Origin of the sequence: Paenarthrobacter sp. CAP02 (genome assembly GCF_040137855.1) — a bacterium.
Taxonomy (GTDB): Bacteria; Actinomycetota; Actinomycetes; order Actinomycetales; family Micrococcaceae; genus Arthrobacter.
The window spans coordinates 1-19,392 of record NZ_JBEEII010000012.1; the positions used below are offsets into that span (position 1 = coordinate 1).

17 protein-coding genes and 1 pseudogene are annotated in these 19,392 nt (G+C 63.9%); 11 read left to right on the forward strand and 7 right to left on the reverse strand.

Annotated elements, in window-relative coordinates; all coding sequences use genetic code 11:
- The 9 genes and pseudogenes from ABHM97_RS18190 to xerD form a co-directional block, all read left to right on the forward strand.
- Positions 1-1,302 (forward strand): annotated as a pseudogene (locus ABHM97_RS18190) (hypothetical protein); the annotation flags it as partial.
- The gene (locus ABHM97_RS18195; protein ID WP_349471755.1) at positions 1,295-2,281 is read left to right on the forward strand and encodes an HAD-IIA family hydrolase; all 987 of its coding nucleotides are present in this window, start codon (positions 1,295-1,297) and stop codon (positions 2,279-2,281) included. The pseudogene ABHM97_RS18190 and the gene ABHM97_RS18195, both read left to right, overlap by 8 nt.
- Before the next feature lie 9 nt (positions 2,282-2,290).
- Positions 2,291-2,539 (forward strand): hypothetical protein, encoded by a 249-nt coding sequence (locus tag ABHM97_RS18200; protein ID WP_349471756.1) that lies wholly within the window; start codon positions 2,291-2,293, stop codon positions 2,537-2,539.
- A 3-nt stretch (positions 2,540-2,542) separates the two neighbouring features.
- A complete protein-coding gene (locus ABHM97_RS18205) occupies positions 2,543-3,355 on the forward strand; it encodes a TlyA family RNA methyltransferase (protein ID WP_235520385.1) in 813 nt (270 codons plus the stop codon).
- A 13-nt stretch (positions 3,356-3,368) separates the two neighbouring features.
- Positions 3,369-4,391: an NAD kinase gene (locus ABHM97_RS18210; RefSeq protein WP_235520386.1), complete on the forward strand. Its 1,023-nt coding sequence runs from the start codon at positions 3,369-3,371 to the stop codon at positions 4,389-4,391.
- A gap of 3 nt (positions 4,392-4,394) precedes the next feature.
- Complete coding sequence (recN, locus tag ABHM97_RS18215; protein WP_349471757.1) at positions 4,395-6,134, forward strand: DNA repair protein RecN; 1,740 nt, start codon at positions 4,395-4,397, stop codon at positions 6,132-6,134.
- 132 nt (positions 6,135-6,266) lie between these two features.
- Complete coding sequence (gene pyrG, locus ABHM97_RS18220; RefSeq protein WP_235520388.1) at positions 6,267-8,012, forward strand: CTP synthase; 1,746 nt, start codon at positions 6,267-6,269, stop codon at positions 8,010-8,012.
- Positions 8,013-8,039: 27 nt separating this feature from the next.
- Positions 8,040-8,702 (forward strand): NUDIX domain-containing protein, encoded by a 663-nt coding sequence (locus ABHM97_RS18225; protein WP_349471758.1) that lies wholly within the window; start codon positions 8,040-8,042, stop codon positions 8,700-8,702.
- 2 nt (positions 8,703-8,704) lie between these two features.
- Positions 8,705-9,664, forward strand: a complete 960-nt coding sequence (gene xerD / locus ABHM97_RS18230) for a site-specific tyrosine recombinase XerD (protein ID WP_349471759.1) — start codon at positions 8,705-8,707, stop codon at positions 9,662-9,664.
- A gap of 38 nt (positions 9,665-9,702) precedes the next feature.
- On the opposite strand, the gene ABHM97_RS18235 is transcribed toward xerD, so the two are convergent.
- On the reverse strand, positions 9,703-10,458 hold the full coding sequence (locus ABHM97_RS18235; protein ID WP_349471760.1) for an MFS transporter: 756 nt from the start codon (positions 10,456-10,458) through the stop codon (positions 9,703-9,705).
- A 57-nt stretch (positions 10,459-10,515) separates the two neighbouring features.
- Between ABHM97_RS18235 and ABHM97_RS18240 the strand changes: the two genes are divergently transcribed.
- Positions 10,516-11,010, forward strand: coding sequence for an 8-oxo-dGTP diphosphatase (locus ABHM97_RS18240; RefSeq protein WP_349471761.1), 495 nt, complete (start codon positions 10,516-10,518; stop codon positions 11,008-11,010).
- Positions 11,011-11,087: 77 nt separating this feature from the next.
- Here ABHM97_RS18240 and ABHM97_RS18245 read toward each other — a convergent pair whose 3' ends face one another.
- The 6 genes from ABHM97_RS18245 to ABHM97_RS18270 all read right to left on the reverse strand — a co-directional run bounded on the left by ABHM97_RS18245 (position 11,088) and on the right by ABHM97_RS18270 (position 17,821).
- Positions 11,088-12,227, reverse strand: a complete 1,140-nt coding sequence (locus ABHM97_RS18245; protein WP_349471762.1) for a bifunctional 2-methylcitrate synthase/citrate synthase — start codon at positions 12,225-12,227, stop codon at positions 11,088-11,090.
- A gap of 70 nt (positions 12,228-12,297) precedes the next feature.
- The gene (prpB, locus tag ABHM97_RS18250; RefSeq protein ID WP_349471763.1) at positions 12,298-13,203 is read right to left on the reverse strand and encodes a methylisocitrate lyase; all 906 of its coding nucleotides are present in this window, start codon (positions 13,201-13,203) and stop codon (positions 12,298-12,300) included.
- Positions 13,204-14,724, reverse strand: coding sequence for an MmgE/PrpD family protein (locus ABHM97_RS18255; protein ID WP_349471764.1), 1,521 nt, complete (start codon positions 14,722-14,724; stop codon positions 13,204-13,206). It lies immediately after the preceding gene.
- A 26-nt stretch (positions 14,725-14,750) separates the two neighbouring features.
- Positions 14,751-15,392 carry a GntR family transcriptional regulator gene (locus ABHM97_RS18260; protein WP_349471765.1) on the reverse strand — a complete coding sequence of 214 codons (642 nt, stop codon included), beginning with the start codon at positions 15,390-15,392 and terminating at the stop codon, positions 14,751-14,753.
- Between the two features lie 72 nt (positions 15,393-15,464).
- Positions 15,465-16,178 carry a response regulator gene (locus tag ABHM97_RS18265; RefSeq protein WP_349471766.1) on the reverse strand — a complete coding sequence of 238 codons (714 nt, stop codon included), beginning with the start codon at positions 16,176-16,178 and terminating at the stop codon, positions 15,465-15,467.
- Positions 16,175-17,821 carry a sensor histidine kinase gene (locus ABHM97_RS18270; RefSeq protein WP_349471767.1) on the reverse strand — a complete coding sequence of 549 codons (1,647 nt, stop codon included), beginning with the start codon at positions 17,819-17,821 and terminating at the stop codon, positions 16,175-16,177. Before ABHM97_RS18270 ends, ABHM97_RS18265 begins: the two co-directional genes overlap by 4 nt.
- A 139-nt stretch (positions 17,822-17,960) precedes the next feature.
- Here ABHM97_RS18270 and ABHM97_RS18275 point away from each other — a divergent pair, with 139 nt between their 5' ends.
- Positions 17,961-19,307: a cation:dicarboxylate symporter family transporter gene (locus tag ABHM97_RS18275; protein WP_349471768.1), complete on the forward strand. Its 1,347-nt coding sequence runs from the start codon at positions 17,961-17,963 to the stop codon at positions 19,305-19,307.
- Positions 19,308-19,392 lie beyond the last annotated feature (85 nt).

Genomic DNA, 19,392 nt, shown 5'->3' on the forward strand with positions numbered 1-19,392 from the left:
GACCGTGGTGACCGTAAGCCGTTCGGTGATCGTCCTGAGCGCGGCCCGCGGAACTTCGATGGTCCCCGCCGCGACGGTGGCGACCGCCGTCCGTTCAACAACGACCGTGGTGACCGTAAGCCGTTCGGTGATCGTCCTGAGCGCGGCCCGCGGAACTTCGACGGCCCCCGCCGCGACGGTGGCGACCGCCGCCCCTTCAACAACGACCGCGGCGACCGCCCGGCCCGTGATGGTGACCGCCGCTCGTTCGGCAGTGAACGAAGCGACCGCGGCAACTCCTGGGAAGAGCGTCCTGCCCGGGTTCCGAACGCCAAGGACATCCGCAGCGCAAACCGCCCTGACCGCGAACGCTCTCCGGAGATCGACGACGACGTTACGGGCAAAGAACTTGACCGCGCCACCGGCCACCAGATCAAGACCCTCGAGGAGCAGAGCGCGGGCTGGGTTGCAAAGCACCTGGTCATGGCTGGCCGCCTGATCGACATTGAGCCTGAGCTTGCTTTCCAGCACGCGTTGGCTGCAAGCCGTCGCGGTGGACGTCTCTCTGTGGTCCGTGAAGCTGTCGGGCTGACGGCCTACGCTGCCGGCCACTATGGTGAGGCTCTGCGTGAATTCCGCACCTACCGCCGCATCAGTGGTTCGAACGTCCACCTTCCGGTGATGGCTGACTGTGAGCGTGGCCTGGGCCGTCCGGACCGTGCCCTGGATATGGTTCGCTCTCCTGAGGCGCAGGACCTTGACGCTCCGGGCAAGGTGGAGCTTGCCATTGTGGCATCGGGCGCCCGTGCGGACCTGGACCAGCTGGACGCTGCTGTCAGCGAACTGGAGATCCCGCAGCTGGACATTAACAGGGCGTTCTCGTACAGCCCGCGCCTTTTCCGCGCCTACGCAGAGGCTTTGGCCGCAGTGGGCCGCACTAAGGAGTCCGAGAAGTGGGCCCGCCAGGCCTTGGTTGCTGAGAATGCGCTTGGCGTTGGGGACTTCGCTGAACCTGAAATCGTTGACCTGGGCTGGGACGAGCGGGAAGAAGAAGCCGCGCGTAAGCCGCGCTTCGAGAAGCCGGCCCGGGACGCCGACGTCGTGAAGCCTGAGACTGAGACGGTCACCGTCGAGGCGGCGGCAGCGGACGTTGAGCACGACGAGGTCGAACTCGATGACGCGGAGTCGGACTACTTTGAGTCCAACGATGCCGAGTCGGATATCGATTCCGCGGAGGCGGACGAGGCGGACGAGGCGGACCAGACTGACGAGACTGGCAACGAAGAGTCTGACGACGAGAACGCCGACTCCCGGAATGGCTGATTCGCTGATCTCATCCTTTGATGCTGTCCTCTCTGATTTGGATGGCGTGGTCTATGCAGGACCGCACGCCATCCCGGGAGCCGTGGAGTCGTTGAAGCGTCTCGAGACCGTGGGTGTTGGACTGGGCTACGTCACGAACAACGCTTCACGGACCCCCGCCCAGGTCGCCGCGCATTTGCGTGAGCTGGGCGCTCCGGCTGAGGACCATCAAGTGGTCAGTTCCTCCCAGGCAGCAGGGGAGCTTCTTGCTTCCATGCTGCCTGCGGGGGCGCATGTCCTGATAACAGGCAGCGCAGCACTGGCCCATGAGATCGAGCTGGTTGGCCTCAAGCCCGTGCACAGCGCAGACGAGGACCCTGTAGCTGTGGTGCAGGGCTTCAATCCGGAGATCGGTTGGAAGGATCTGGCCGAGGCCTCGTATGTGGTGGCCGGCGGAGCCATGTGGTTCGCGACCAACACTGACATGTCGATTCCGCAGGCCCGGGGCATGGCGCCGGGCAACGGAACCCTCGTCGCCGCGGTAGCTGCCGCTACGGGCAAGACGCCTTTGGTGGCCGGCAAACCCGAGGCGCCGCTCTTCCATGCTGCCGCGAAGCGGCTTAACGCGGATCGTCCCCTGGTGGTGGGCGACCGCTTGGATACGGACATTTTGGGCGGCAACCGCGCAGGATTTGCGACGGCGGCTGTCCTCACCGGCGTGGATACCACGCACACCATCCTGGCTGCGCGCACGGATGAGCGCCCCGACTACCTGTTGGCGGACCTGGAAGGGCTCTATGTCCCTTACCCGGAGGTCCTGAGCGAGGACGGTGCGTTCCGTTGCGGTGCAGCGTCCGCAGTTGCAGTGGACGGCACGGTCACTGTTACCGGGGACGAAGCGGACATCGATGCTTGGCGGGCGGCGTGTGCCGCTTGGTGGGCTGCCGTTCCGGAGTCCGACGTGGCGAAGGCTCCAAAGCTGGAATGGCAAAGTCACTAGACTGGTGCGATGACCGAACCCAGCAATGCCCCCGTGCCTGAGGCGGATGCGGTAGTCCCGTGGCCCGCCGACACGACGCCGACAGGTGACGCATTGGTGGACAGAGCCCTCGGCCTGTTGGCGGACGTTGCGGAGTCGCCGGTTTCTGAGCATGGCGAGCTGTACGCCGGCATCCACGACTCCCTCTTGGAAGCCCTGGATGCTGAACCAGGTCTGCCTTCAGCACCTTCGAACAACCGCCCGGAAGGCGACAGCTAGCACATGGCACGACTTGATCAGGAACTCGTCTCCCGTGGGCTGGCGAGGTCCCGGACCCACGCTGCCAAGCTCATCAGCGACGGGAAGGTCAGTTCCGGCGGCACTGTCCTGGCTAAAGCTGCCCTCCACGTCGACGCGGCAACGGAACTCATTGTCGAAGCCCACCTCGAGGACATCTACGCCAGCCGCGCCGGCCATAAGCTGGACGGCGCGCTTAAGGCGTTTCCCGCCGTCGTGGTTGCCGGCAAGCGGTGTCTCGACGCCGGTGCCTCCACCGGCGGGTTCACTGACGTGCTGCTGAGGCAAGGGGCCGCGCGGGTGGTGGCTGTGGACGTCGGGCACGGCCAGTTGGTCCCGTACCTGCGCGAGGACCCCCGCGTTGACGTCCATGAGGGCCTTAACGTCCGGTACATGACGCCCGAACAGATCGGCGGACCGTCACAACTGACGGTCGCGGACCTGTCCTTCATTTCGTTGACGTTGGTGGTCTACCCCCTTGCCCAATGCACTGAACCCGGTGGCGACATGGTCCTGATGGTGAAGCCGCAGTTCGAGGTTGGCAAGGAGCGGCTGAGCCGGTCGGGAGTGGTCACCTCGGAGAATGAACGACGCCGGGCGGTTGCCCAGGTGGCCCGTGCTGCGGTGGACGCCGGGCTGGATTTGCAGGACCTGGCGGCCAGTCCATTGCCTGGCCAGGACGGAAATGTTGAATACTTCCTGTGGATGAAACGCAGGATGTCTGCGGTGTTGCCTAAGATCGAAGAGCGGGACGCAGCCGTTGCCGCGTTGATCGAGAAACTCTGGCCGAACCACTAGAAAGCAGAACCCGATGAGCAGGCGTGTACTGGTCCTTGCCCACACAGGGCGGGAGGAATCGCTCCGCGCAGCGTGGGATGCGTGTACGCAGCTGCACTCGTCAGGCTTGGTTCCCGTGCTCCAAAAGTCTGAGCTTGCCGATATCGAGCGGTTCTTCGGCGCCCTGGATACACCGATCGAGATCCTTAATGACCACGTCAGCCTGGAGGACGTGGAGTTGGTCATGGTCTTGGGCGGTGACGGCACCATCCTTCGCGCGGCCGAGCTGGTCCGGGAGGTCGATGTGCCGTTGCTTGGGGTCAACCTGGGGCACGTGGGCTTCCTGGCCGAAAGTGAACGGGCCGACCTCGCCCAAACGGTCGAGTGGATCGCCAGCCGGCAGTACACGGTGGAAGAACGCATGACCATCGACGTCCAGGTCTGGATCAAGGGCCAGAAGATTTGGCACACGTGGGCTTTGAATGAGGCCGCCATCGAAAAAGCCAACCGCGAACGCATGTTGGAGGTTGTCACGGAGGTGGATGAGCGGCCCTTGACGTCGTTCGGCTGTGATGGCGTGGTCATGGCGACTCCTACGGGTTCCACAGCCTATGCGTTCTCTTCGGGTGGTCCCGTGGTGTGGCCGGAGGTTGAAGCCCTGGTCATCGTTCCGATCAGCGCGCACGCCCTCTTCGCCAAGCCCTTGGTGGTTTCGCCGCGTTCCAAGCTGGCCGTCGAAATCATGAACCGGACGGATGCGTTGGGGGTGCTCTGGTGCGATGGGCGACGCTCTGTGGATCTGCCTCCGGGTGCGCGCGTGGAAGTGACGCGCTCAGCTACTCCGGTGCGGCTCGCCCGCACACACAAGACTCCGTTCTCGGCCCGGCTCGTGCGCAAGTTCGAGCTTCCCATCCATGGCTGGCGTGGCCCGGCTCCCCGCAGGGGCGAAGTCCACACCGGCCCCATCCCGGTGATCAGGACGCTGTCACCGGCACCTTTGCCCAGCCCGCGGGATCCAGGGCACGGTGAACCCTCCGAACCCACGAATGCGAAGTGAACCATGCTTGAAGAACTCCGAATCCGTGACCTCGGCGTCATCACCGACGCCGCCCTGCCGTTGGGCCCCGGCCTGAGCGTCGTGACGGGCGAAACCGGCGCCGGTAAAACCATGGTGGTGACCGCCGTCGGGCTTCTTCTCGGTGCCCGGTCTGACGCCGGGGCTGTTCGCAGCGGCGCCAAGTCCGCGTCCGCCGAGGCCGTACTGAAGCTTGATCCGGCGCACAGCGCCGTGGAGCGCGCCAAAGAGGCCGGCGGTGAGGCTGAGGAGTTCGACGGCGTGGCGGAACTGTTGCTGGCCCGTACCGTTGGTGCCGACGGCCGCAGCCGGGCCTACGTTGGCGGGCGCGCGGCACCTGTGGGGGTGCTGGCCGAGCTGGGGGAGAGCCTGGTGGTGGTCCACGGGCAGTCGGACCAGATCCGGCTCAAGAGTGCTTCAGCCCAACGCCATGCATTGGACCGCTTTGCCGGTGCGCCCCTGGCAAAGAGCCTGGGGGAGTACCAGGAGCTGTACAACCACTGGAAAGCGATCCAGGCCGAACTTGATACCTTGCGCAGCGAGGCCCGTGAACGGCACCGTGAGGCGGAGTCCCTGGACGCTGCCCTCACGGAAATAGATGACGTTGATCCGCAGCCTGGCGAGGACGAAACCCTTAAGGCCGAGGCTGTGAAGCTGGCGAATGTCGAAGAACTCCGGTTGGCGGCCGCGGCCGCCCATGAATCCCTCATCGCCGAGGAATTCGGTGACGCTGGGGACGCCACGTCCATGGTTGACGCAGCCAAGCGAACGTTGGAGAACGTCGCTGATCATGATGAGGAGCTGAGATCTGCCGCTGCAAGGCTGGCGGAGGTCGGGTTCCTGCTCAATGACATTGCCGCGGACCTGTCCAGCTACCAGGCCGCATTGGATACGGAAGGGCCCGAACGGCTGTCCGAAATCGAGGACCGCAGGGCGGCGCTGGCCAAGCTGATCCGTAAATATGCCCCGAGCATTGACGAGGTGCTGGAGTGGGCTGCCACGGCGCGGACGCGGCTGGATGAGCTTCAGGACGACTCAAGCCGGATCGAGTCCCTGGACGCAGAGGTGGCATCCGCGGAGGCCACCCTCCGGAAGCAGGCAGCAGCAATCAGCAAAGCCCGCCTCAAGGCTGCCAAGGACCTCTCAGGGCGCGTCAGCGCCGAACTGAAGGCCTTGGCCATGGCAGACGCTACCTTGGTCATCGAGGTGGACGGCAGCGGCGTGTTGGGCCCGTGGGGTACCGATGAGATCGCTTTCCTCCTCCAGCCGCATTCGGGCGCCCCTGCCCGGCCGCTGGGTAAGGGAGCGTCCGGTGGTGAACTCTCGCGGGTCATGCTGGCCATCGAAGTAGTGCTGGCGGCAGTGGACCCTGTTCCGACCTTTGTTTTCGATGAGGTGGACGCAGGCGTGGGTGGCCGTGCCGCCGTCGAGATTGGACGCAGGCTGGCCATGCTGGCCCGCCACGTCCAGGTGCTGGTGGTGACCCACCTGCCGCAGGTGGCGGCATTCGCCGATCAGCACATCCGTGTCACCAAAACCTCCGTGCGGGGATCTGACGGGAAGACCACCACCGGGTTCACCTCCAGTGACGTTCAGTTGCTCAGCGAGGAGGAACGGGTTAAGGAACTTGCCCGGATGCTGGCCGGGCAAGAAGACTCCGAGTCCGCGCAGGCACATGCCCAGGAATTGTTGGACGACGCGAAACTCCTGCCGCAGCGGGCTTGAACACCGCGACGGGCAGTGCGAGCACCATCACATCGCCGCTCTCCAAACCCCGGTGGCTCTTGATTGCCCGGCAGTCCTGGGCAACTATTGACCATTTGGGGAATCCGAACAGACGCTTGGAAGGCGTAATTGATGATAAGCTCGAATTCCGTGGTGCAGCGATCAAATTCCCGTGTAAATTCCCGGTTCCCGGGCTCGTCCAAGACGACCAAACACATCTTCGTCACCGGTGGTGTGGCGTCCTCGCTCGGTAAGGGTCTGACGGCTTCCAGCCTCGGCCACCTCCTGCGGGCACGCGGTTTGTCTGTAACAATGCAGAAGCTCGATCCCTACTTGAACGTGGATCCGGGCACGATGAACCCCTTCCAGCACGGCGAAGTATTCGTGACGGATGATGGCGCCGAAACCGACCTCGACATCGGACACTACGAGCGCTTCCTCGATGAAAACCTCGAAGGTTCGGCCAACGTCACAACCGGCCAGATCTACTCCACGGTCATCGCCAAGGAACGTCGCGGCGAATACCTCGGAGACACGGTGCAGGTCATTCCGCACATCACCGATGAAATCAAGCGCCGCATGCGCCTGCCCGCCGAAGGCAAGAACGCTCCGGACGTCATCATCACCGAAATCGGTGGCACCGTGGGCGACATCGAGTCGCAGCCGTTCCTTGAGTCGGCCCGCCAGGTCCGCCAGGACGTGGGCCGCAACAACGTGTTCTTCCTTCACGTTTCGCTGGTGCCGTACATTGGCCCTTCGCAGGAACTGAAGACCAAGCCGACGCAGCACTCCGTGGCAGCCCTCCGCTCCATTGGTATCCAGCCGGAAGCCATCGTGATCCGTTCGGACCGCGAGGTGCCTGAGGCCATGCGCGAGAAGATCGGCCGCATGTGCGACGTCGACATCGACGCCGTGGTCAACGCCGCTGACGCTCCCAGCATCTACGACATTCCCAAGACACTGCACTCGCAGGGCCTGGACTCCTACATCGTCCGTGCACTGGACCTGCCGTTCAAGGACGTCGACTGGAGCAAGTGGGACAAGCTGCTTGAAGCTGTCCACAACCCCAAGCACGAGGTCGAGATTGCCCTGGTGGGCAAGTACATCGACCTTCCGGATGCATACCTTTCGGTGACTGAAGCCCTTCGTGCCGGCGGCTTCGCCAACGAAGCGAAGGTCAAGATCCGTTGGGTGCCTTCGGACGAGTGCGAAACCCTTGAGGGTGCCACCAAGTCCCTGGCCGGCGTGGACGCCATCTGCGTTCCCGGCGGCTTCGGGATCCGTGGCCTCGAAGGCAAGCTTGGTGCTTTGAAGTTCGCCCGCGAATCCAAGCTTCCCGTCCTTGGCCTGTGCCTGGGCCTGCAGTGCATGGTGATCGAGTATGCCCGCAACGTGGTTGGCCTGGAAGGGGCTTCCTCCAGCGAGTTCGAGCCCGATTCCAAGTACCCGGTCATTGCCACCATGGAAGAGCAGCTGGACATTGTGGACGGCAAGGGAGACCTTGGCGGCACCATGCGTCTGGGCCTCTACGAAGCCAAACTGGACGAAGGCTCGGTCATTGCCGAGACGTACGGCACCACCACGGTCAGCGAACGCCACCGGCACCGCTACGAGGTCAACAACAAGTACCGCGAGCAGATTGCGGCCGAGGGCCTGGTGTTCTCCGGAACCTCTCCCGATGGCAAGCTCGTGGAGTACGTGGAGCTTCCCCGCGAAGTGCACCCGTACTATGTTGCGACGCAGGCGCATCCGGAGCTCAGCTCCCGGCCCACGCGCCCGCATCCGCTGTTCGCAGGCCTGGTCAAGGCTGCCCTGGAGCGTCGCGAAGGCGCACCGGTGGCAACGAAGACCGGTGCCCGCGCGGTAGCGGCCAAGTAAATAAACGTACTAGCGAAGGACGGCGCGATGCCCGGTATCTCTGAGACCCCCCGCACATCAAGGCAGGTTTCGGACATGCCTAGCCCGCGCCGTCTTTTGTCTACCAACAAGGTTTACGAAGGCCGCATTTGGGACGTGGTCAGTGACTCGTTCCAGCTCAGCGAAGACACGGACACCCTGGTCCGTGACTACGTTGACCATCCGGGCGCCGTCGCTGTCCTTCCCATGAACGTGGACGGCGAGATCCTGCTGCTCAAGCAGTACCGGCATCCGGTGGGCATGGACCTGTGGGAAATCCCGGCCGGGTTGCTGGATGTCGAAGGCGAAGATTTCGTGGTCGGTGCAGCGCGGGAGTTGGCCGAGGAAGCGGACCTGGTTGCGGCTACCTGGAATGTCCTGGTGGACTTCTTCAATTCACCGGGCTCTTCCAGCGAAGCGGTACGGATTTACCTGGCCCGCGGGATCACGGACGTTCCGGAAGCGGACAGGCACGTCAGGACTGACGAAGAGGCCGAGATCGAGCTTCAGTGGGTCCCGCTGGAAGATGCCGTCCAAGCCGTCCTCGAGGGCCGGCTGCACAACCCTTCGGCGGTGCTGGGCATCCTTGCGGCCGCAGCAGCGAAGGCCGATGGATTCACCAAGCTCCGTCCTGCGAACGCGCCCTGGCCCGCACATCCGAGCCAGCGCTGAGCATGGCGGAGGCGCCTGCCCGCACCCTCACTGCCATTGACCGGGCAGTCACCGATTACCTGCAGCACGTCGGCGTGGAAAAGGGGCTGGCAGCGAACACGTTGGCCGCGTACCGTCGCGACCTCGCAAGGTACTCGAACTTCCTGGCGGCGCAAGGGATCGAGCGTCCCGGCAATATCACGCGCCATCACGTCACGGCATTCGTCCAGGCATTGTCCGATGGCTCGGACGGCGCAGCGGCGCTGGGCGTCCGCTCCGCAGCGCGGACAGTGGTGGCCGTCCGCGGCCTGCATAAGTTTTGGGCGCTGGAAGAAACCACGACGACGGACCCCGCCAGCGATGTCCACCCACCGATGCCGGGAAAGAGGCTCCCGAAAGCGATCAGCGTAGGCGAAGTCACGCGGATACTGGAGGCCGCCGGCACGGACACGCCCACCGGACTCAGGGACCGCGCGCTCCTTGAGTTCCTCTATTCCACGGGTGCCCGCATCAGCGAAGCCGTCGGCCTGGACGTGGACGACGTATCCCTCGAAGACTCCGGGGGTGGACCCGCGATCGTCAGGTTGTTCGGCAAGGGTTCCAAGGAGCGCTTGGTGCCCATGGGTTCCTACGGCGCCCGGGCTGTTGGTGCGTACGTCGTCAGGGGCAGGCCCGTACTGGCAGCCAAAGGCAAAGGGACTCCGGCGCTGTTCCTCAATGCCCGTGGAGGGCGGATCAGCAGGCAGAGCGCCTGGACCATCCTCAAAGCAGCGGCCGAGAAAGCCAACATCACCAAGGATGTTTCACCACACACCCTGCGGCACTCCTTCGCCACCCACCTGCTTGAAGGGGGAGCGGACGTCAGGGTGGTGCAGGAACTCCTGGGGCACGCGTCAGTGACCACCACGCAGGTCTACACGTTGGTCACAGCGGACACTTTGCGTGAAATCTACGCAGCGGCCCACCCAAGGGCACTGGGCTAGTACACCATTCCGCCGCCTACATCATTCCGGCGCCGCGCCTAACCGATGACGTTGAGCGTGAACTCCGCGGCCCCGATAAACAGGGCCAGCACCGAGGTCCCCAGACCCGCGACCAGCAACAGCCCGGGGTGGGCCAGGCCAACCACTACCCGCTTGAGCCTGGGGCGTCCCTTGAGGAACTTCTTGGGCACCCGGGTCTTGACCGGTGTTTGCCGCCAGCCGCGGAGCCGCCGAAGGAACCATGCACACCTGACAATGAACGCCATCCAGAGCACGGAGAGAACCAGCGGAACGGCAGCAAGCATCAGGTTGAACCCGAGCGCCGTGACTTCCTTCTCCGAGTCACCGATCACGGACTGCACGGTGGTGGAGATCGATGCGCTCATGACCACCGAAGCCGCCCAGACCATGAAGGCTGCGACGAGCGCCAGGAAACGGACAAAGAAATGCCCCAGGACCGTCGCGTCCACTGCCCTGAGGTGTCGGCGTGGCGTGGCATGAAGTACCACCAAAGTTGAGATCAGGGTGGGCAGTGCGGCCGCGAGGACCAGCAGGTACCAGGTCCAGCCAGCCAGATCCACCACTTCGTCCAGGACAATGAGGCCGGCCCAGAAGACCGTCCAGGCCCAGCCCGCGTAGAGTGGTCGCGCCACAAGCCATTGCGGAAGCCAGCTGTCGCGTTCTGTCGTAGCGGTGCCTCGTGTCCCGGCAGGGGCCCCGCCTTTGCTGGACGCCTCAGGTACCTCATCGACGTCGCCCACGACAGCGCTCACCTCACCCCCACCTTCGCTCATGGGCTCACTGTAGCAATGGCGGCCATGGCTAGGGGAGTACAGGTTAAGGTAGTCACCATGACTGCAGCCCAGGTGACTTTGTGCTTCCTCCTTCGTGACGCCGCGGACGGTGAGTACGTGCTGCTCGGCACCAAGAAGACAGGCTTCGGCCGCGGCAAGGTGGTGGGCGTCGGAGGACACCTGGAAAAGGGCGAAACTGCAGAGCAGGCTGCCTGTCGTGAGGTCATGGAGGAAATTAGCGTAGTCGTGGCACCGGAGGACCTTGTTCCTGCAGGGACAGTTGATTTTGTTTTTCCTGCCAGGCCCGAGTGGAACATGGCCACTACCGTGTTCCTCACCCGCGCTTGGGACGGGGAGCCCATCGAAAGCGTTGAGATCGCGCCCGCCTGGTTCCCTGTTGACCGCCTCCCTGTGGAACGTATGTGGGCAGACGCTGAGCACTGGTTGCCGGCCATGATTTCCGGGCAGCGCATCGCGGTGCGCGTCGCCTTGGCCGCCGACAACGAAAACGTGGCGGACGTCCGCACCGAGACTTGGGTGGGTCCGGTTTAGTACCTCGGACGACGGCGGTCCGGTCACCTCAAGGTGACCGGACCGCCGTCGTACTTTTCCGCTTTAAGGTCGTAAACCTAGGGCACGTGCCGCTCTTCCGGGCCGTTGTATTCGCTCAACGGGCGGATGAGGGAGTTCGAAGCTACTTGCTCCATGATGTGCGCGGTCCATCCCGTGATGCGGCTGGCCACGAACAGGGGAGTGAACGCCTGCGTGTCGAAGCCCATGAGGTGGTACGTGGGGCCGGCCGGGTAGTCAAGGTTGGGCTTGATCGCCTTCGCCTCATCCATGGCCTGTTCAAGGCCGTTGTAGAGGCCCAGGAGTTCGGGCCGGCCGTAGTGCGCAATCATCTTGTCCAGCGCGGCCTTCATAGTGGGTACCCGGGAGTCGCCGTGCTTGTACACGCGGTGCCCGAAGCCCATCACCTTCTTTTTCTGTGCCAAGGCGTTTTCCATCCAGGTCTTCGCCCGGGATGCTGCTTCCTCCAGCGATTCTTCGCTGCGGATGCCGATCTCATCGAAGGTATGCATGACGGCTTCGTTGGCGCCTCCGTGCAGGGGTCCCTTGAGGGCGCCGATCGCGGCGGTCACGGCCGAGTGCAGGTCCGCGAGGGTGGAGGTGACCACGCGGGCTGTGAAGGTGGAGGCGTTGAAGGAGTGTTCTGCGTAGAGGATCATCGAGACGTTGAACGCCTCAACCACTTCGGGAACCTGTTCTTCGCCGAACGTCATCCACAGGAAGTTCGCCGAGTAGTCGAGGTCTTCGCGTGGTTCCACGACGTCCTGGCCGCGCCGGCGACGCTGGTCGTACGCCACGACAGCAGGCATGGCAGCCCAGAGGTCGATGGCCTTCTTCATGTTGGCTTCGGGTGAGGAATCCTCGGCCAGTTCGTGCCTGGCGCCAAGCACGGACGCTGCCGTACGGCAGACGTCCATGGGATGTGCCGTGGTGGGCAGGGTATCAATGACCGTCCGGACGACGGGATCGAGGGCACGTCCTGCGCGTTCGCGGGCCGTGAATTCGGCGAGCTGCGATTCGTTGGGCAGTTCGCCGTTCCACAGCAGGTAGGCAACTTCTTCGAAGCTGCATTTGGCGGCGAGTTCCTGGACGGGATACCCGCGGTACAGCAGCGAGTTCGTGTCCGGGTTGACCTTCGAGACGGCGGTGTAGTCCACCACGACGCCGGCAAGGCCCTTTTTGATGTCTTCAGCTGCCATGCTGAACTCCTTCGTTCATGATGCAGGGCCCGGTGATGGGACCCTGCGTTCCCCTTGATGAAACTGGAACCTAGCGGATGCCAGGAACCTTGAAGTTGAATACGCCGGTATCGAACTGGTTGTATGCCTCATAGTCCACGAGTTCGTAGAGGCGGGCACGCGTGAGCATGTTCTCCACTTCAGCCTCTTGGGTCCCCGCAGCCTTGATCGATTCCAGAGTACGCTCTGCAGCGCCCATCGCAATGCGGAGGAGCGTCACGGGGTAGATGACCATGTTCACGCCAACGCTTTGGAGTTGGTCGACGGTGAAAAGGTCGCTTTTTCCGAACTCCGTCATGTTGGCCAGGATGGGCACATCCACGGCGTCACGGATGGCCTGGAACTCGCCCAGGTCACGCATGGCTTCGGGGAAGATGGCGTCGGCGCCTGCGTCCACAAGAGCGCGGGCGCGGTCCTGTGCAGCCTCGATTCCTTCGACTGCGCGGATGTCGGTGCGCGCCATGATGAGGAAGTTCGGGTCCCGGCGGGCGTCTGCGGCGGCGCGGATGCGCTTGGCAGCGGTGTCGATGTCAACGACGTTCTTGCCGTCCAGGTGTCCGCAGCGCTTCGGGTTGAACTGATCCTCGATGTGGCAGCCGGCCAGGCCTGCGTTTTCGAGTTCCTGGATGGACCGTGCCACGTTCATGGGTTCACCGAAACCGGTATCGGCATCCACCAGTGAGGGCAGGTCCGTCATACGGGCGATCTGTCCTGCGCGGGTGGCCACCTCGGTGAGGGTGGTCAGGCCGATGTCGGGAAGGCCGAGGTCGTTGGCCAGGACGGCGCCGGAGATATAGACCCCGGCGAAGCCCTTTTCCTCGATCAGCCGTGCCGAGAGTGGGTTGAAAGCGCCCGGAAACTGCTGCACGGTCCCCGAGCTGAGCAGCTCGCGGAGCCTGACCCTCTTCTGCTCCGGAGTCGTTGTGGAGTACAGCATTTAGAACAGTCCCTTCGGGGCTGCGTCGAGGTTGATCACGCCGGGGGCGGCGGTGATGTTGAGTTGGTCCAGTTCACCGGCTCCGAGTTCAGTGACGCGTTCGACGGCGGTGAGGAACCTTTCGATTTCGGCGTCCTCCACGAGCCCGGCAGCGAGTGTGCGGAACTTGTTGATGTATTGCTCACGGGCAAAAGGCCGGGCGCCAAGGGGGTGCGCGTCCGCCACGGCGATCTCATCCGTGATGACTGTTCCATCGGTCAGCGTGATTTCCACGGACCCGCCGAAGGCCTTCTCAGCGATGTCCAGGGAGTGGTAACGCCGGGTCCACTCCGGGTCCTCCACCGTGGTGACTTTGTGCCAGAGTTCCACGGTGTCCGGGCGGGCGGCCCGTTCGGGGGCGTAGGAGTCCACGTGGTGCCATGCGCCGTCCTGGAGTGCGACGGTGAAGATGTACGGGATGGAGTGGTCCAGGGTTTCGCGGGATGCGGTGGGGGAGTACTTCTGGGGATCGTTTGCCCCGGAACCGATCACGTAGTGGGTGTGGTGGCTGGTCTTGATCAGCACGGACTTTACATTGGCCGGGTCCGTGGTTTCGGGGTGCTCGCGGTTCAGCTTGCGGGCGAGGTCGATCCACGCCTGGGCCTGGTACTCAGCGGAGTGTTCCTTGGTGTAGGTGTCCAGGATGGCGCGCTTGGCTTCGCCGGGCAGCGGCAGGGGGACCTCGTAGGAAGCGTCCGGGCCGTCCAGCATCCAGGCGATCACGCCGTCTTCGCCTTCGTAGATCGGCACGGGGGAAGTCTGCCCGCGCATGGAGCGGTCCACGGCCTCTACTGCCATCTTCCCTGCGAACGCGGGAGCGTGGGCCTTCCAGGTGGAGATTTCGCCCTTGCGGGACTGCCGGGTGGCGGTGGTGGTGTGCAGGGCCTGTCCCACGGACTGGAAAATCGTCTCAACATCCAAACCCAACAACGTGCCGATACCGGCGGCGGCGGACGGGCCGAGGTGGGCAACGTGGTCGATCTTATGCTTGTGCAGGCAGATCGCCTTGACCAGGTTCACTTGGATCTCGTAACCGGTGGCGATGGCACGGATCAGGTCGGCGCCGTTGGAGCCCACGTGCTGGGCGACTGCCAGGATCGGCGGGATGTTGTCGCCCGGGTGGGAGTAATCCGCAGCCAGGAAGGTGTCGTGGTAGTCCAGTTCGCGCACAGCCACGCCGTTGGCCCACGCCGCCCACTCGGGGGAGACCTGCTCGCTGATACCGAAAATGTGGGCGCCTTTGCCGTTGGCGGACGGGCCGTGGGTCAGGGCCTGGGCGCGGGCAGCGACGATCGGTGCCCTGTTCAGCGAGGCGATGGCCACTGAGGCGTTGTCGATGATCCGGTTGATCACCATGTCGGTGACCTCGGGCGTAACGTCAACGGGGTCGGCGGCGACCACGGCGATCTTGTGGGCCAGTTGTTCCTCGCGAGGGAGGTTCTCTTCGCTCTTGTAGACACGGACGTGATTGTTCTTAACCATGGTGCTCCTTCTAGGCAGTGGTGTTTCTAGGCAGGCGTGTGGGTGGCTTTGACGTGGGTAAGGCTTCGGTGCAAATGAAGTGTGGTTGCGGCTTCGGCCAGCCGGGGGTTGCCGGCGGCGATGGCTTCTGCGATGGCGGCGTGTTCTGCTGCGGCCGCGTGAAGCCGGGCGGAGTCGTCGGCTGCCAGGCGGCGGACCCTGACCAGGTGGACGCGGAGGCTGCGCATGGCGTGGGCCATATACGTGTTCGAAATGGCGGCGTCTATGGCATCGTCCAGCCGGCCAACCAGCCCGTAGTAGTCATGCCGTGTGGGGTCGTTTTCGTTGAGGAGTCCGGGAGCCAGCAGCAATTGGGCGTGGAGTTCGGCGAAGATCCCGGGTTCGCCGCGTTCGGCGGCCAGGCCCGCGGCCCGCACTTCGAGGGTCTCGCGCAACTCAAACAGTTCGTCGATGTTCTCCAGTGAGATATCGGTAACGACGACGCCGCGGCCTCCTGCCGCCGTCGTCAATCCTTCAGCGGTGAGCCGGCCCAGCGCCTCGCGGACCGGCGTGCGGGACACGCCGAGGCGCTCGGACTGCTCCACCTCCGCCAGGACCGTGCCCGGCCGAAGGCGCCATTCGATGATGTCTTCCCTGAGGGCAGTGTAGGCCCGGTCACTGGCGCGCATAGCATCAGTGTATACATAGCTTGGTGTCAAAGCGACAGTTGGATGGTTTTCAGCTCTTTGTGTATACAGAAACTAGCTTCGGTTCCAGCCGTATTCGTTTTCGGGGCGCCCCGGGGTGCCGTACCGCGCTGCCCTGGTAACCGTCCCGGCGACAGCCAAGTACTCCAGGTACCGGCGGGCGGTGACGCGGGACATTCCTAGCGCCTCCATGACTTCGCTGGCCGAGACCGGCTGTTGCCGCGACCTCACCAGGTCCTTCACGGACTCCAGTGTCGAGCCGGAGAGCCCCTTGGGCAAGGGCAATTCCGTGGGGGCGCGAAGGCTCGCGAACGCCTGGTCCACGTCGCTCTGGGACGCCCCGGCCTTGGAAATCCCGGACAGGGAACCTGCCAGCTGGTCACGGAACGTCCGGTAGCTGCCCAGCTTGTCGGCGAATGTCGCGTAAGTGAAAGGCTTGATGAGGTACTGCACGACGCCGATCGACACGGCGCTGCGCACGATGTTCAATTCCCGGACAGCCGTAATGGCGATGATGTCGGCAAATACGCCCGCCGACCGCATGCGGCGGGCCACGTCCAGGCCGTGCAGGTCAGGCAGGTTCATGTCCAGCAGCACCAGGTCCACCGGTTCGCCGGATGCCGCGAATTCGCCCAGGATCCGCAGGGCCGACTGTCCATCCGGTGCGGTGCCCACCAAGGTGAAACCGTCGAGGCGGCCGATATAGACGGAATGGGCATCGGACGCTATCGGCTCGTCCTCAACCACCAGGACGCGGATGTCTGTCATGCCTGCTCTTCCTCGGGATCCGGCACAGGAAGCACAACATGGAACTGTGCACCGCCGGGATTGCTGATGGTCATCGTACCGTTCAGTCGCTGCACAGCCTGCCTGACCAAGGCCAGCCCGACCCCGCGGCCATGGGCTCCTCCCGTACTTGCTGCCGGCGATTTGGTGCTGAAGCCGTACTGGAGCACGTCGTCAATGGAATCGGGATTGATGCCACTGCCGGTATCCCGCACCGTAAATTCGACGGCGGCAGCGCCCGCTTCCACGACCAGCTCCACCGAACGCGGGGACTCACCGGCGGCAGCGGCGTCGATCGCGTTGTCCAGCAGGTTGCCGAGGATGGTTACCAGGTCCTGGATCTCAAGCCCGCGGACACCGGAGCTTCCGGAGGTGCGGACCACCAGTTCCACCCCGCGCTCATGGGCTTCTGCAGCCTTACCCATGACCAGGGCACTCATGACCGGTTCGTCAACGGACGCCACCATGTCATCGGTGAGTTGCTGGCTCAACTCGAGGTCCTTCGTGGCGAAATCCAAGGCCTGCGGAGTGCGGCCCAACTCCAGCAGCGAGACGATCATGTGCAGCCGGTTTGCGTGTTCGTGGGTCTGGGCCCGCAAGGCATCGGACAACGTCTTCATGGTCTGCAGCTCAGTGCCCAAGGACTCAATCTCGGTGCGGTCGCGGATGGTCGCCACCGTGCCGTAAACGGCCGGTTTCTGCCTGCTGCGCCCAGGCACAGGCGCCACCGCCGGGGCCTGGTTGACCACCAAAATCCGAGAGCCCGTGAGGTGGATTTCATCATGGGCCGGCCGCCCGGACTCGAACAGCGCCCGCAGGCTTCCATCGAACGGCAGGTCGGCCAGCCGTGGGGCAGCAGCAGGGGACCGATCGGCGTCGGACGGTTCAAGGCCCAGCAGTTCCGCCGCCTGGTCGTTGTACATCACCGCCTTGCCACGGGTATCCACGAGGATGAGTCCCTCGCGCACGGAGTGCAGGACGGATTCGTAGTAGGCGAAGAGTTGGGCCAGCTGTTCCGGACCCCAGCCGCGTGTCACCGAACGCAGGTACCGTCCCAGCAGCCAGGACGCGATGGAGCCGAAGGTAAGCACCACAAGTGCAATGCCGCCGATCACCCCCAAACGATCGGCAACGTCAGTGTCCACGGTCCGCACGGTCACCCCGGCGGCCACGAGCGCCTTGACCGTGCCGTCCTGGTCTTTGACAGGTGAGATGGTCCGGACCGAGGGCCCCAGGGTCCCTGCAGTGACCTCAGTGAACGTGTTGCCGTTCAGGGCCGGTTCAATGGTTCCGATGTACGGCTTGCCCAGCTCCTCGGCCCGGGGATGGGTCCAGCGCGTCCGGTCCGGAGCCATGATCGTGATGAAGTCCGCATCGGCCTCACTCATGACCTTTAGGGCATACGGCTGAAGAACGGCCGAGGGATCCCCCGAGGACGCGGCCTGAAGGACAAGCGGATTGTTGGCGATGGATGTCGAAATGGCACGCATTCGGCTGCCGGCGTCTCCGTATGCACGGTCCCTGGCCTCCAGCAAGGAAAATGCACCGAAAGCCGCCGTCAGCGCCAGAACGAACAGCAGGTTCGCCACAAACAGACGGCGGGCGATGCTCCAGCTGTGAAACACGTGGACCTCCCATGACCAATATGACCGCAACGGTGATGTGTGTCACCAACGGCTCAATGATGGATATCACACAAGGGCAGCGGATTGGACATCAGTGCAGGACCGCAGCGCCTTACACAGTATCCAGAAGGAGAATCCCATGACCTCTCAACGAGGAGAGTCGGCAGTCGCTGCCAAAGGTGGACGTAAGGGGCTCGACAAGTCCCACTACCTGTATATCGCCGTCATCCTGGCCGTGGTGCTGGGCGCCGTAGTCGGCCTGCTGTTCCCCGAGGTCGGAAAATCCCTCAAGCCCCTGGGTGACGGTTTCATCAAGCTCATCAAGATGATGATCGCCCCCGTCATTTTCTGCACGATCGTCCTGGGCATCGGTTCGATCGCCAAGGCCGCAACCGTCGGTAAGGTCGGAGGACTGGCCCTGGGCTACTTCGTGGCCATGTCCACCTTCGCCCTGGCCATCGGCCTGGTCGTCGGAAACCTCATCCACCCGGGCGAGGGACTCAAGCTGACCCCCTATGACCCGAACAAGAAGGCCGCAACGGACAGCACCGCGGACTTCCTCCTCGGAATTATCCCCGGTGACATCCCCGTCCTGCCCACCCTGCTGGCTGCCATCCTGGTTGGTTTCGCCCTGCAGAAGATGGGCAAGGAAGGCACACCCATCCTGAAGGCCATTGGCCACGGACAACGGCTGGTCTTCCGTATCCTCATCATGATCATGTGGCTGGCTCCGGTCGGCGCCTTCGGTGCCATCGCCGCCGTCGTCGGTGCAACTGGTGCACAAGCCATCTTCAGCATGTTCACCCTGATGCTGGCCTTCTACATCACTTGCGCACTGTTCATCGTGGTTATCCTGGGAACGCTGCTCCGGGTTGTCGCTGGCGTCAACATCTTCCGGCTCATGAAGTACCTGGCCCGCGAATACCTGCTCATCTTCTCCACGTCCTCCTCCGAAGCTGCCCTGCCCCGCCTCATCGCCAAGATGGAGCACTTGGGTGTCTCCAAGCCGGTTGTTGGCGTCACGGTCCCCACGGGTTACTCCTTCAACCTGGACGGTACGGCCATCTACCTGACCATGGCATCCCTGTTCGTCGCCAACGCCATGGGCACGCCGCTGGACCTCGGCGCCCAGATCTCCCTGCTCATCTTCATGATCATCGCCTCCAAGGGCGCTGCCGGTGTCACCGGTGCAGGCCTGGCAACACTGGCCGCCGGCCTTCAGGCACACAAGCCGGAGCTCCTGGGCGGCGTGGGAATGATCGTCGGAATCGACCGCTTCATGTCCGAAGCCCGCGCCTTGACCAACTTCACGGGCAACGCCGTGGCCACGGTCCTGATCGGCACCTGGGTCAAGGAAATCGACAACAGTCAGGTGGAGCGCGTCCTCTCCGGCAACGAACCCTTCGACGAGCAGACCATGATCGCCCATGGCAGCGACGAGGAAACTGCCCCCGAAGGTGAGTCCCGGGAAAAAGCAGCGGTCTAGCACCGCACCGCGAAGCACGCAATGAAACGAAGGCCGGCACCTGTTGGGGTGCCGGCCTTCGGTGCTCCCAAGGCCCGGCCCGGCG